The organism is Variovorax sp. PBL-H6 (genome assembly GCF_901827155.1).
Taxonomy (GTDB): domain Bacteria; phylum Pseudomonadota; class Gammaproteobacteria; order Burkholderiales; family Burkholderiaceae_C; genus Variovorax.
The window spans coordinates 5652994-5666035 of record NZ_LR594659.1 but is presented as its reverse complement, the minus strand read 5'-3'; the positions used below and the strand labels follow the sequence as shown (position 1 = coordinate 5666035).

Annotated in this window: 14 protein-coding genes; 10 read left to right on the top strand and 4 right to left on the bottom strand. The window is 67.7% G+C overall.

Annotation, left to right across the window (positions count from 1 at the left end; translation table 11 throughout):
* Nucleotides 1-139: 139 nt before the first annotated feature.
* From def to G3W89_RS26690, 5 genes are read left to right on the top strand one after another with little or no spacing between them, the layout of a single operon-like run.
* A complete protein-coding gene (gene def, locus G3W89_RS26710; RefSeq protein ID WP_162576979.1) occupies nt 140-673 on the top strand; it encodes a peptide deformylase in 534 nt (177 codons plus the stop codon).
* The gene (locus G3W89_RS26705) at nt 670-1176 is read left to right on the top strand and encodes a hypothetical protein (protein ID WP_162576978.1); all 507 of its coding nucleotides are present in this window, start codon (nt 670-672) and stop codon (nt 1174-1176) included. Before def ends, G3W89_RS26705 begins: the two co-directional genes overlap by 4 nt.
* A 7-nt stretch (nt 1177-1183) precedes the next feature.
* Complete coding sequence (gene fmt / locus G3W89_RS26700) at nt 1184-2134, top strand: methionyl-tRNA formyltransferase (protein ID WP_162576977.1); 951 nt, start codon at nt 1184-1186, stop codon at nt 2132-2134.
* On the top strand, nt 2134-2874 hold the full coding sequence (locus G3W89_RS26695; RefSeq protein ID WP_162576976.1) for an AzlC family ABC transporter permease: 741 nt from the start codon (nt 2134-2136) through the stop codon (nt 2872-2874). Before fmt ends, G3W89_RS26695 begins: the two co-directional genes overlap by 1 nt.
* Complete coding sequence (locus G3W89_RS26690) at nt 2871-3221, top strand: AzlD domain-containing protein (RefSeq protein WP_162576975.1); 351 nt, start codon at nt 2871-2873, stop codon at nt 3219-3221. The genes G3W89_RS26695 and G3W89_RS26690 overlap by 4 nt, the downstream gene beginning before the upstream one ends.
* 91 nt (nt 3222-3312) lie before the next feature.
* Here G3W89_RS26690 and G3W89_RS26685 read toward each other — a convergent pair whose 3' ends face one another.
* Genes G3W89_RS26685 through G3W89_RS26670 form a run of 4 tightly spaced genes read right to left on the bottom strand, consistent with a single transcriptional unit; the run spans nt 3313 to nt 6856 of the window.
* Entirely contained in the window at nt 3313-3507 is a 195-nt protein-coding gene (locus G3W89_RS26685; protein ID WP_162576974.1) for a DUF2783 domain-containing protein, read from the bottom strand.
* 15 nt (nt 3508-3522) lie between these two features.
* The gene (locus tag G3W89_RS26680) at nt 3523-5163 is read right to left on the bottom strand and encodes an FAD-dependent oxidoreductase (protein WP_162576973.1); all 1641 of its coding nucleotides are present in this window, start codon (nt 5161-5163) and stop codon (nt 3523-3525) included.
* 8 nt (nt 5164-5171) lie between these two features.
* Nucleotides 5172-6293: an alpha/beta hydrolase family protein gene (locus G3W89_RS26675; protein ID WP_162576972.1), complete on the bottom strand. Its 1122-nt coding sequence runs from the start codon at nt 6291-6293 to the stop codon at nt 5172-5174.
* Nucleotides 6290-6856, bottom strand: a complete 567-nt coding sequence (locus G3W89_RS26670; protein ID WP_162576971.1) for a VOC family protein — start codon at nt 6854-6856, stop codon at nt 6290-6292. Before G3W89_RS26670 ends, G3W89_RS26675 begins: the two co-directional genes overlap by 4 nt.
* Nucleotides 6857-6946: 90 nt before the next feature.
* Between G3W89_RS26670 and G3W89_RS26665 the strand changes: the two genes are divergently transcribed.
* The 5 genes from G3W89_RS26665 (at nt 6947) to G3W89_RS26645 (ending at nt 12930) form a co-directional block, all read left to right on the top strand.
* Nucleotides 6947-7858: a LysR family transcriptional regulator gene (locus G3W89_RS26665; RefSeq protein ID WP_162576970.1), complete on the top strand. Its 912-nt coding sequence runs from the start codon at nt 6947-6949 to the stop codon at nt 7856-7858.
* An 84-nt stretch (nt 7859-7942) separates the two neighbouring features.
* Nucleotides 7943-9136 (top strand): phosphoglycerate kinase, encoded by a 1194-nt coding sequence (locus tag G3W89_RS26660; RefSeq protein WP_162576969.1) that lies wholly within the window; start codon nt 7943-7945, stop codon nt 9134-9136.
* A gap of 103 nt (nt 9137-9239) precedes the next feature.
* Entirely contained in the window at nt 9240-10688 is a 1449-nt protein-coding gene (gene pyk / locus G3W89_RS26655; protein ID WP_162577666.1) for a pyruvate kinase, read from the top strand.
* A gap of 99 nt (nt 10689-10787) precedes the next feature.
* On the top strand, nt 10788-11852 hold the full coding sequence (gene fba, locus G3W89_RS26650) for a class II fructose-bisphosphate aldolase (RefSeq protein WP_162576968.1): 1065 nt from the start codon (nt 10788-10790) through the stop codon (nt 11850-11852).
* 172 nt (nt 11853-12024) lie between these two features.
* Nucleotides 12025-12930 (top strand): phosphoribosylaminoimidazolesuccinocarboxamide synthase, encoded by a 906-nt coding sequence (locus G3W89_RS26645; RefSeq protein WP_162576967.1) that lies wholly within the window; start codon nt 12025-12027, stop codon nt 12928-12930.
* Nucleotides 12931-13042: the final 112 nt, after the last annotated feature.

Below are 13042 nucleotides of genomic sequence, written 5' to 3'. Positions count from 1 at the left end.
GACCCCCGCTGGGCGAACGGATGCTCACAATTTGAAACCAATTTTGCGCTGAAGCCCTTGATGGGGCAACGTTTTCGAGCTGCCCAGCCTCTGGGCGTCGCGGAAATGGCGAAAATAACGACAATATTTCCTTCCGTCCATGGCCAAACGAAACATCCTGAGCTATCCCGACCCGCGCCTGCACAAGGTGGCCAAGCCGGTGCAAGGGGTCGATGCACGCATGAAGACTCTGGTGGCCGACATGCTCGAAACCATGTACGACGCCAATGGCATCGGCTTGGCGGCCACGCAGGTCGATGTGCACGAACGCCTCGTCGTGATCGACGTGTCCGAGGAGCGAAACGAACCGGTGGTCTTGATCAACCCCGAGATCGTCTGGGCCAGTGATGAAAAAGTCCTCAATGAGGAGGGCTGCCTTTCAGTGCCCGGCATCTACGACGGCGTGGAGCGTTCCACCGCAGTGCGCGTGACGGCACTCGATGCCGAGGGCGAACCGCGCACCATCGAGGCCGAGGGCCTGCTGGCGGTTTGCATCCAGCACGAGCTCGACCACCTCCTGGGTAAGGTGTTCGTGGAATACCTTTCGCCCTTGAAGCGCAACCGCATCAAGAGCAAGCTGCTCAAGCAGCAGCGCGAGGACCAGCGCCTCGATGAGCGGGAAGGCCGGCGTTGACTTTGTCCCTGCGCACCGCACCGGCGGCGCTCCTAGCGGCGGCGCTGATTGCTGGCTGCGCCGGCGAGCCCACGCGCCTGGCCATGGGCAGCTCGCGCGAGCAGACGCTGAGCGAACTGGGCGCGCCGACGGCGGTCTACGCGCTTCCAGGCGGTGGCGAGCGGCTGCAGTATTCGCGCGCGCCGGCGGGCTTCGAGGTCAACAACGTCGATCTCGATGCAAGCCGGCACGTGGTCGCCGTGCGGCAAGAGCTCGACGAGCGCCTCTTCGACCGCACCATCGAGCCCAATGTCGGCCGCTGGCGCGAGGCCGACGTGCTGCGCACCTACGGCCGCCCTTTCGAGATCACGCGGGTGAGCTCTTTCGACGGCAATATCTGGACTTGGCGCTACAAGTGGCAGAACTCGCCGCGGCTGCTCTACATCTACATCGATCCGACCGGCGTCGTGCAGCGCTATCACACGGGTGACGACCTGATGCTCGAGTTGCTGGCGCCGTTGTGAGGGCCGCATGAGGATCGCATTCGCGGGCACGCCCGAGTTCGCCCGCGTCGCGCTGGAGGCAATTGCAGCGGCCGGCTTCGAGATCGTGCTGGTGCTGACACAGCCCGACCGCCCTGCAGGCCGCGGCATGAAGCTGCAGGCCTCGCCAGTGAAGCAACTCGCGGTCGCCCGCGGCTGGCCCGTGGCGCAGCCGCGCAGTCTACGGCTTGACGGCAAGTACCCCGAAGACGCGGCTGCGGCGCAAGCCGCGATGCTCGACGCCAACCCGGATGCAATGGTGGTCGCGGCCTACGGCCTGATCCTGCCGCAATGGGTACTCGACGCGCCCCGGCTGGGCTGCCTGAACATCCACGCCAGCCTGTTGCCCCGCTGGCGGGGAGCCGCCCCGATCCATCGCGCGATTGAAGCCGGCGATGCGCAGACCGGCATCACCATCATGCAGATGGACGCCGGGCTCGACACGGGCGATATGCTGCTGCGCGAATCGCTCCCGATCGGCGACGCCAGCACCGCGCATTTGCACGACCAGCTGGCCGCGCTGGGCGGTCGATTGATCGTGGATGCGCTGGAGCAGGCCGAGGCCGGAACGCTGCGTCCCGAGCCCCAGCCTGCCGAAGGCGTGAGCTACGCGCACAAGGTCGAGAAGCACGAAGCGCAGATCGACTGGACGCACGACGCAGCTGCCATCGTGCGTCGAATCCGCGCCTTCGACCCCTTTCCCGGCGCCAGCAGCGCACTGGATGGCGAGACCCTCAAGCTCTGGGCCGCGCAGGCGCAGCCCGGTTCGCGGGCGCAGCCGCCCGGAACCGTGCTGGCCGTCGAGCCGACCGGTGTCGTCGTAGCAGCTGGAGAAGGCGTGGTGATGCTGACCGAACTCCAGCGTCCCGGCGGCAAGCGCCTGCCTGTGGCCGACTTCCTGCGCGGCTTCGATCTGAAGCCGGGGCAGGTCCTCGGCTGATGTTCTTTCTCGGTTCCATTCGCCGGCTCCCCGAGTTCCGCCAGGGCGCGCTCGACATGTCCGCGGTCGCCCTCGGCACCGGCGCCTGGGGCTTGATGACCGGCGTGGCGATGGTCAAGGCGGGCATGAGCGTTTTCGAGGCGATGGCGATGACGCTGCTGGTCTATGCCGGCAGCTCGCAGTTGGCCGCCATTCCACTGCTGATTGCCGGCGCTCCGGCGTGGGTCATCCTCGCCACCGGCTTCTGCGTCAACCTGCGCTTCGTGGTGTTCAGCCTGCATCTGCGGCCATACCTCCTGCACATGCCGCGCTGGCGACGCATGACGCACGGCTATCTCACGGCCGACATGACCTACGCCGTCTTTACCCGCCGCTACGCGCAGCCGCCCTCCAACACGGCCGAGCAGCGTGCGCAAGAGGCCTACCTGACGGGCAACTACTTCGTGGTCTGGTCTTCGTGGATGGGCCTGAGCCTGATCGGCATCCTGCTCGCGAACCTGATCCCCCAGAGCTGGGGGCTGGGCTTCGCCGGCGTGCTCTGCCTGGTCGCGGTGGTCTGCTCGATGGCCACCACGCGCCTGCGCATCCTCGCGGCCCTGATCGCCGGTGCGACCGCGGTCGCCGCCTACGCCTTGCCGCTCAAGCTCAACATCGTCGCGGGCATCGGCGTGGCGGTGCTGCTGTGCTTCTGGCTGGAGAAGCAGTTCGGGCTCGACCCCGATGCGGAGGATGACCAATGAACCTGGGCGCAGGGGGCACCACCGACCCCTGGACCCTGGCCGTGATCCTCGGCCTGGCGTGCGTGACGGTGCTCACACGCTGCTTCTTCTTCATCCTCGACCGTCCCTGGGGCCTGCCCGACTGGGCGCACCGCGCGCTGCACTACGCCCCGGTGGCGGCGCTTGCGGCGGTGATCATTCCCGAGATCGTCATGACGCAGGGCCAGCTGATCTCGACCTGGCACGATGCGCGGCTATACGGTGCGGCAGCCGGCGCCGCCTACTTCTTCTGGCGAGGCGGCGTGCTGGGCACGATGCTCGCCGGCATGGCGGTCTACCTCCCGCTGCACCTCGGCCTTGGGTGGTGATCAATCCAGCTGCACGCCCGGGCAGGCCGACTTCCGTGTGCTGCGGCTTCTGCTCGCGCGTGTGGGACGCGGAAGCGAAGGAGACTTGCTTTTATGCGATGTTCCCGGCTTCTCGCGCGGCGGCGATGCATTGCAGCAGCGTCGCCTGATCCCCGCACTGGTTGGCCAGCAGCAGTACCAGGCGGGCGTTCAGGTCCGCGCTCTGTTGCTCGGTCAAGCCTTCGTGCGCGGCCAGCCATTCGGCGTAGAAGCCGTCGGGGTCGTGGATTCGGGGTTCGGTGATCATGGGTCGTGTGACGCCTCAGTCGTGTGCCAGGGCGATGTGAATGGCGGCGGCGAGATCCGCCGGCGTGGGGTCGCGCAACAGCGCGGCGAGATAGGCGTCGGGGCGCAGCAGGCAGAGGTTTCCCGCGGCGTGCGCGCCCAGGTGCTTCGCCAGTGCCTCTGTGGGCTCGAGCGTGGGCAGGTCGCTGTCACCGCCGACGGCGACGAGCTGCAGTGGCAGCGAACCCGCCGTGTCGGCCATTGCCCGCACCTGCTCCTGCGCCGGCGCGAACCACAGCCCGAGGCAGCGCGTGCCATCGGCCAGCAGCTGCATCAGGGTGCACGGCCGGCCGTCGCGCCAGCGCATCGGCAGGTTCTGCACGCAGCGCCCGCCCTCGGGCAGCTGCGGCCCCGCGGGATAGTCGTTGGCCACCGACATGCGCCCGGTGTTGACCAGCGCGCGTGCAAACGGGTGGTGAGAGGCCAAGGCGACCACCGCGCGGCGGATCGTGCGCTCGGCGGGCGTTCGCGGCGCCAGGAAGCGCGCCGAGCGGCTCGTGACCTGGAGATTCTGCGCCGCGGCGGGCCTGCGCTCGGCGTCGTAAGTGTCGAGCAGCGCCCCGCCCGCGTGTCCTTGCGCGACCAGGGCCAGCTTCCAGCCGAGGTTGGCCGCGTCCTGGATGCCGCTGTTGCCGCCGCGCGCGCCGAAGGGGCTCACCACATGCGCAGAATCGCCGATGAAGAAAAGGCGCCCATGGCGGAAGCGGTCGAGCAGGTGGTCGCGGTAGCCGTAAGGCCCGATCCAGACAAACTCGAACTCCACGCCGGGCCCGAGCTGCTCGCGCAGCCGCGCTCCCGCGACTTCCGGTTTGCTGACGTGGGCCGTGTCGCAATCCTCGGGCATCTGATAGTCGATGCGCCAGACGCCGTCGGCCATCAGGTGTTGCCAGACCGCGCGGCCTTCGTTGAAGGGGGCATCCACCCAGGTCCAGCGCTCCACCGGCAGCGGCTTCTTGAAGCGCACGTCGCTGATGCACCAGCGGTCGGTACTGCGCGACGGGTGGGCCTCGAGCCCCAGCTGCGTGCGGATCGGGCTGTTGGCGCCGGTCGCGTCGATCAGCCAGTCGGCGTCGATCGCGTACTGGCCGGCGGGCGTCTCGACCTCGACGCGCACGCCGTCATCGCGCGGCACAGCGTGCGTCACGCGGTTCTTCCATCGCAGCTCGACGCCACCCAGTTCCAGGATGCGGTCGACGAGGAACCACTCGACATAGAACTGCTGCAGGTTGATGAAGGGCGGCTGCGCCGAGACGCTGTGGGCCTGCAGGTTGAAGTTGTAGACCTCGGTGTCGCCCGAAAAGGTGCGGCCGAAGGACCAGGTGATGCCCTTGTCCGCGATGCGCTCGTAGATGCCCAGCCTTTCGAAGATCTCCAGGCTCTTCTGCGCATAGCAGATGCCGCGCGAGGACGCGCCGCGCACGCCCACCGTGTCGTCCTCGTCCAGCAACAGGGCGCGCACGCCCCGCTTTGCGAGGTCGCAGGCCAGCGTCAGGCCGGCCAGGCCACCGCCGACGATGACGATCGGATGGCGCACGACGGCACCGCTGTCGAGCTCTGGCGGCGGGACGAAGGGCCAGCGCGGCAGCTCGTACCCGGGTGCGAGGCGCAACTCTTCCATTCCTGTCCTCACAAGGCGCGCGCCCAATCCGCGATCGCATCGGCCGCGCGCGGCACCAGCTCGGGTTGGGCCGCGAGGTAGTGGTTGCCGCCGACGATATCGACGTTGCGGATGCGGTCGCCGCCCGCCTTCATCCATGCATCGCGCGTGCTCGGGAAAGTGGACTGGTCGGCCGTGTACGTCAGCAGCAGCTTCGGCACGCGCGTGCGCGCGAGGTTCGAGGGACCGTCGGACTGCGAGCGCGAGGACCATTGCGAGAGAAAGGCCGTCAGCGAGGTCGTGCGACCCATCGCGTTGGCCGAATAATTGACCTGCCGGGCATCGCCCCAGACGCTGCCCGGGGCTCGGTCGTTGGGATCGATGGAGAGGTCCACGCAGCGCGGATCGGCATGAGTGCGGTAGACGATGAAAGCCTGGTCGCGCGGCGCCCCCGGCGTGCCGCGCAGCAGGCGCAGACGCTCCAGCGCCCAGGCTTCGAGGCGGTCGAGGCGCGCCTTCTGCGCGGCACTGAAGCGAGCGAGGAAGTCGGCGTCGTAGGGGACCCGATGGCGTCGGTCGTACATGTCGAGCTCAGGGTCGACCGACAGAGGATCGTGCTCGTCGGTGACGGACGGATCGATCCAGTCGCGCATCAGCTTCGAGCGACCCTGGTGCGCCGCGCACAGCGCGATGCCGTCGGCCGGCGGCAGGTCGTCAGGGTGCAGGTGCGTGGGGTCGCCATCGGGAAAGTGTTGGGCCGTGAGCTGCTCGGCCTGCGCCTGGTAGAAGCTCGAAAGCGCCGCGCCGCCCGAGTTGCCGATCAGCACCACCTTTTCGTAGCCCAGGCCGCGCAGGAACTGCACGCCCGCGCCGAGGTCCTGGATGGCACGCTCCATCAGCAGCACCGTGTCGTTGCCCATGTAGCGCGAGTTGAGGCCCATGCAGCAGATCCCGCGCTCGGCCAGCGGGCCGATCAGGTAATGCCCCATGAAGTTGCTGGTGGGGTGCATCACGATCGCGGCGATCTTCTTCGGCCCGGCTGGCGCGCGGTAAGCGCCGTAGATGCGCGGACGCAGCATCTGCAGGCCCGACTGGCTTTCCAGCGCGGCGCCGGGCTTGACGTCGATGACGGCGAGCTGCAGTTCCGTCATGCCGCCGCCTTTGCACGCAGCTCGGCCTTGCGCAGCGTCCAGGCGTCGAGCTCGGCGCGGGCACGCAGCGCGTGTGCCTCCATCTCGGCCTGTGGAACAGTCGGCGTGGTCAGCTCCACGCGGATGCCGTTCGGGTCGAAGAAGTAGATCGACTCGATGATGTGGTGGTCGGTAACGCCGAGCACCTCCACGCCGGCAGCCTCGAGCCGCGCCTTGGCGGCGAGCAGGTCCGCCACTGAATCGACGCGAAGCGCGATGTGGTTGACCCAGGCCGGGGTGTTGGGCGAGGGCAGGGCGGCCACGTCGTCGCCCAGGTCGAAGAAGGCGATGTACGAGCCGTCGCGCATCTGGAAGAAGATGTGCACGTAGGGGCAGTACTCGCCGGTGCTTGGCACATGGTCGCTCTTGATCACGTGTGCCAGCGGCAGGCCCAGGAGGTCCTCGTAGAAGCGCCGTGTTTCCTCGCTGTCGCGGCAGCGCCAGGCGAAATGGTGCAGGCCGCGCACGGGCACGGGCGCGGGCAAGGGCGGATCGGCGAGCGGCGCGGTCTCGGCAGGGGGCATGGCTTGTCTCCGTGGGGAACAGACCGGATTGGGCCCTTCTTCTTCTCATGATTCAATCGAAATAAATTCATCGATTGATGAAGTGGGACCATGAATCTGACCCTGCGCCAACTGCGCGCCTTCGACGCCGTTGCCGAGATCGGCAGCTTCACCGCAGCGGCCGCGCGCCTGCACCTCACGCAGTCGGCGCTGAGCGTGCTGGTGCGCGAGCTGGAGCGCGAGATGGGTGTGCAGCTCTTCGATCGGCACACCCGGCGTGTGCTGCTATCGGAGGCCGGCCGCGCCTTTCAGCCTTCGGTGCAGCGCTTGCTCGGCGACCTCGCCGGTGCGGTGGCCGGCGTGACCGATCTGCGCGACCAGAAGCGCGGCGTGCTCCGGCTGGCCGCGCCGCAGCTGATGGCCTGCACGCTGATGCCCCGCGTGATCGCGGCCTACCGCGCGCGCCATCCGGGCGTCGATGTGCGGCTGATCGACACGCTGCCCGAGCACCTGCTGGCCGGGCTGGCCTCGGGCGAAGCGGAGCTCGCGGTGGGCCAGGACGTGGATGTGGACGCCGCGGCCATCGAGCGCCGCACGCTGTTCCGTGATCGCCACTGGCTGATCTGCCCGCAGGATCACGCGTTCGCGCGGCGGCGGCAGGTGCGCTGGAGCGAGCTCGGCCCCTACACCTTCATCGCACCCACGCGCGACTTCCGCCAGCGCGTGCTGCCCGAACTGGAGGCCGACGCGCGCGCCTTCCTGATGCGGGCTTCGACGCAGGAGGTGTCGTACATGACGACCGCGTTGGGCATGGTGGCGTCGGGGCTGGGACTGACGGTTTGTCCGACCTACTCGGCCTCCCTGGTGGAGGCTCACGGACTGCGCATGGTCAAGCTCGACCGGCCCGACTTCCATCGCGAAGTCTGCGTCTACGCGGCTGCGCGGCGCTCGCTGTCGCCTGCGGCGGCAGGCTTCGTCCAGATCCTCGAGCGCTTCGCGCAGAAGCCCCGGCAGTCGCGTTGATACGGATTCCCGCGCCGCCAAACCTACAATCGCCGTTCGCCGCCTGTCGAGGTTCTTCCGCCGCTTTCATCCCCCTTCCTACCCATGAACGTCCTTCGATTCACCGATCTTGTCGCGCAAGGCAAAGTCGCCGGCCAGCGCGTGTTCATCCGAGCCGACCTCAATGTGCCGCAGGACGATGCGGGCAACATCACCGAGGACACCCGCATCCGTGCTTCGGTGCCTTGTATCCGCCAGGCGCTGGAGGCTGGCGCAGCGGTGATGGTCACCTCCCACCTCGGCCGCCCGACCGAGGGGCAGTTCAAGCCGGAGGATTCGCTGGCGCCAGTCGCAAGGCGTCTCGGCGAGTTGCTGGGCCGCGAGGTGCCGCTGGTGGCGGACTGGGTCGGCGGCGTGCAGGTCGCGCCGGGCCAGGTCGTGCTGCTGGAGAACTGCCGCCTCAACAAGGGCGAGAAGAAGAACGACGAGGCGCTGGCCCGCAAGCTGGCCGCGCTCACCGACATCTACGTCAACGATGCCTTCGGCACGGCGCATCGCGCCGAGGCCACCACCTACGGCATCGCCCAATTCGCGAAGATCGCCTGCGCCGGCCCGCTGCTGGCGGCCGAGATCGACGCCATCACCAAGGCGCTGGCGCAGCCCAAGCGGCCGCTGGTGGCGATCGTCGCGGGCTCCAAGGTCAGCACCAAGCTCACCATCCTCGAGAGCCTGGCCCGCAAGGTCGACCAGCTGATCGTGGGCGGCGGCATCGCCAACACCTTCATGCTGGCGTCGGGCCTTCCGATCGGCAAGTCGCTTGCCGAGGCCGACCTGCAGGACCAGGCCAAGGCCGTGATCGACGCCATGCGTGCGCGCGGCGCCGCGGTGCCGATCCCGGTCGACGTGGTCACGGCGAAGTCCTTCTCCGCCGATGCACCCGCCACGGTAAAGGACGCCGACGCGGTGGCCGACGATGACCTGATCCTCGACATCGGCCCCAAGACCGCCGAGATCCTGGCGGCGCAGCTGCGCGAGGCAGGGACGATCGTCTGGAACGGCCCGGTCGGCGTGTTCGAATTCGACGCCTTCTCCAAGGGGACCGAGGCCATCGCTCGCGCCATTGCCGACAGCAGTGCCTTCTCGATCGCCGGCGGCGGCGACACGCTGGCCGCCATCGCCAAGTACGGCATCGAAGACCGGGTCGGCTACATCTCGACCGGCGGCGGCGCCTTCCTCGAAGTGCTCGAAGGCAAGACCCTGCCCGCTTTCGAAATCCTGGAGAAGCGGGCGGTCGGTTGAGCTCGGCGCGCGGCAGCGGCGAAAGTCGCGCCCCGGGGGACTATCGCCGGACCTACAAAGTGTATACAGTATGGAATACAAACCGGAGACCCGCAGCATGAGCATGAGCACGACCCGCCTTCCCCGCCACGCCACTAAGATCGTCGCCACGCTCGGCCCGGCCTCGAGCACGCCCGAGCTGCTCGAGCAGATGATCCACCACAAGGTCAGCGTGGTACGGCTCAACTTCAGCCACGGGACGGCGCAGGACCACATCAGCCGTGCCACCATGGTGCGCGAGGCCGCACGCAAGGTGGGCCGCGAGGTGGCGATCATGGCCGACCTGCAGGGACCGAAGATCCGGGTCGGGAAGTTCGCGGAGGGCAAGATCTGGCTCGAGCCGGGGGCGAAGTTCGTGCTCGACGGCGCGCGCACCGAACTCGGCGACGTCCACGCCGTGGGCCTGGACTACAAGGACCTGCCGCGCGATGTAAAGGCGGGCGACAGCCTGCTGCTGAACGACGGCCTCATCGTGCTCACCGTCGATGCCGTCAAGGGTGACGCGGTGCACACCACGGTGCGCCTGGGCGGCGAGCTCTCGAACAACAAGGGCATCAACAAGCAAGGCGGCGGTCTCACGGCGCCAGCGTTGACGGCCAAGGACATGGAGGACATCAAGACCGCCATGAGCTTCCAGGCCGACTACGTGGCCGTGAGCTTTCCCAAGAACGCGACCGACATGGAAATGGCACGTCAGCTGTGCAACGTCGCGGCGGCCGAGTTCGGCCACAAGCCTGGGCTTATCGCCAAGATCGAACGCGCCGAGGCGATTCCCAAGCTGGATGAGATCCTGCGTGCCAGCGACGGCATCATGGTCGCGCGCGGCGACCTCGCGGTCGAGGTCGGCAACGCCGCCGTCCCTGCGCTGCAGAAGAAGATGATCCGCATGGCGCGCGAGATGGACAAGGTCGTCATCACGGCAACCCAGATGATGGAGTCGATGATCAGCAACCCGGTGCCCACCCGCGCCGAGGTCAGCGACGTGGCCAATGCGGTGCTCGACGGCACCGACGCGGTGATGCTTTCGGCCGAGACGGCCTCCGGCCGCTACCCGCTCGAGACCGTGCAGGAGATGAGCCGCATCTGCGAGGCCGCCGAAGCCGCCGAGGACCCGCACCTCGATGCGGATTTCAGCGGCCAGGCCTACAGCCGCATCGACCAGTCGATCGCCATGGGTGCGCTCTTCACCGCGCACCACCTGGGCGCCAAGGCCATCGTGGCGCTGACCGAGTCGGGCTCCACCCCCCTGTGGATGAGCCGGCACCGCGCGCACATCCCGATGTACGCCTTGACCTCGCGCCTGGTCACCCAGCGCAAGATGGCGCTCTACCGCAACGTGCGTCCGCTGCTGATGGACGCCGAGAGCGACCGCGACACGGCGCTGCTGCAGGCAGAGGCCCACCTCAAGAAGCGGGGCATCGTGCAGACGGGCGACATCTACGCCATCACCTGCGGCGAGCCCATGGGGGCGCCGGGCGGCACCAACATGCTCAAGATCTGCAGAGTCGGGTGAAGCGTAGCGTTCCGGGCGACGCGTCGGAGCCGTCCGACAGGGGTGCTCAGTAGAATCGCGGTAGTTTTTCCTTCTTAATCTTCCCCGCGAGGTACACCCATGGCACTTGTCTCGATGCGCGAACTGCTGGACCACGCCGCGGCCAACGGCTACGGAATCCCGGCCTACAACGTCAACAACCTGGAACAGGTGCAGGCCGTGATGGAAGCGGCCAAGGAAACCGGCGCACCGGTGATCCTCCAGGCCAGTGCAGGCGCGCGCAAGTACGCGGGCGAGCCTTTCATCAAGCACCTGATCCTCGCCGCCGTCGAGGCCTATCCGAACATTCCGCTGGTGATGCACCAGGACCACGGCCAGAGCCCCGACGTGTGCCAGGGCGCGATCAATCTGGGCTTCTCCTCGGTCATGATGGACGGCTCACTGGAGGCCGACGGCAAGACCATCGCCAGCTACGACTACAACGTCGAGGTCACGCGCAAGGTGGTCGACACGGCGCACAAGGTCGGGGTCACTGTCGAGGGCGAGCTGGGCTGCCTGGGCTCTCTCGAGACCATGAAGGGCGACAAGGAAGACGGCCACGGCACCGACGCCACCATGACGCGCGAGCAGCTGCTGACCGACCCGGAGCAGGCCGCCGACTTCGTCAAGAAGACGCAGCTCGACGCGCTCGCGATCGCCATCGGCACCAGCCACGGCGCCTACAAGTTCACCCGCAAGCCCACTGGCGACATCCTGGCAATCGACCGCATCAAGGAAATCCACCGCCGCATCCCCAACACCCACCTGGTGATGCACGGATCGTCTTCCGTTCCACAGGACCTTCTGGCCATCATCCGCCAGTACGGCGGCAACATGAAGGAAACCTACGGCGTGCCGGTCGAGGAGATCCAGGAAGCCATCAAGTACGGCGTGCGCAAGATCAACATCGACACGGACATCCGCCTGGCGATGACCGGCGCGGTACGCAAGTTCCTGGCCGAGAACCCTGAAAAGTTCGACGCTCGCGAATGGCTCAAGCCCGCCCGCGAGGCCGCCAAGCAGATCTGCAAGCAGCGCTACATCGAATTCGGCTGCGAAGGCCAGGGCGCGAAGATCAAGGGCGAGACCCTGCAGGTCGTGGCCGCCAAGTACGCCAAGGGCGAGCTCGCGCAAGAAGTGGTCTGAGCGCTTCGCTTTTCTGCCGAAGCCACCCTCGCGGTGGCTTTTTTCATCGCCGGGCCGCCCCAAGGTGAAAAACCCCCTCGGGGGGCAGCGACCACGCGAAGTGAGGCAGCGTGGGGGGCATTTTTCACGCGCACAATCTCGCTCGTCCCGTATCCGCCGTTCCATCATCGCCATGACCACCGTCCACACTTCCTCCATCCAGAGCCTGCCCCTGCTTGCGCGCGGCAAGGTGCGCGACAACTACGCGGTCGGCGAGGACCGCATCCTGATGGTGGCCAGCGACCGCCTCTCGGCCTTCGACGTGATCATGGGCGAGCCGATCCCGGGCAAGGGCGTGATCCTGACGCAGATGGCGCTGTGGTGGTTCGACCGGCTGGGCCACCTGTGCCCGAACCACCTGACCGGCGAGGCGCCCGAGAGCGTGGTGACGGCCGCCGAGGTGCCGCAGGTGCGCGACCGCTCGATGCTGGTCAAGCGTCTCAAGCCCATCCCGGTCGAGGCGGTGGTCCGCGGCTATCTCGCGGGCAGCGGCTGGAAGGAATACCAGGAGAACCGTTCGGTCTGCGGCGTGCCCCTGCCCGAGGGGCTGGGCAACGCCAGCAAGCTGCCCCAGCCGATCTTCACCCCCGCGGCCAAGGCGGCAGCGGGGGCGCACGACGAGAACATCAGCTACGAGCGCGTCGTCGACGTGGTCGGCCCATCGCTGGCACAGCAGATCCGCGACACCAGCATCGCCATCTACGAGACGGCGGCCGCCATTGCGCTGGCCAGGGGCATGATCATCGCCGATACGAAGTTCGAGTTCGGCCTCGACGAGGCCGGCACGCTGGTGCTGATGGACGAGGTGCTGACCCCCGACAGCTCGCGCTACTGGCCTATCGAGGGCTATCAGGCCGCGCTCGCCGCAGGCGCCAACCCGCCGAGCTACGACAAGCAGTTCGTGCGCGACTGGCTGGAGGGGGTCAAGGTCAATGGCAAGCCATGGGACAAGACCCCGCCGGCGCCGCGGCTGCCCGCCGGGGTGATCGAGAAGACGGCCGCCAAGTACCGCGAAGCGCTGGACCGGCTGACCGGCTGACCAGGCGAGTCGCCTGGAGCGCCGGCCGGCCGCCGAAGGTGAATAAGTCACAAATCCACGGGCAATAGTCACCGCACGGCGAAGCCACGATTTCACACACTTGTCCTCATTC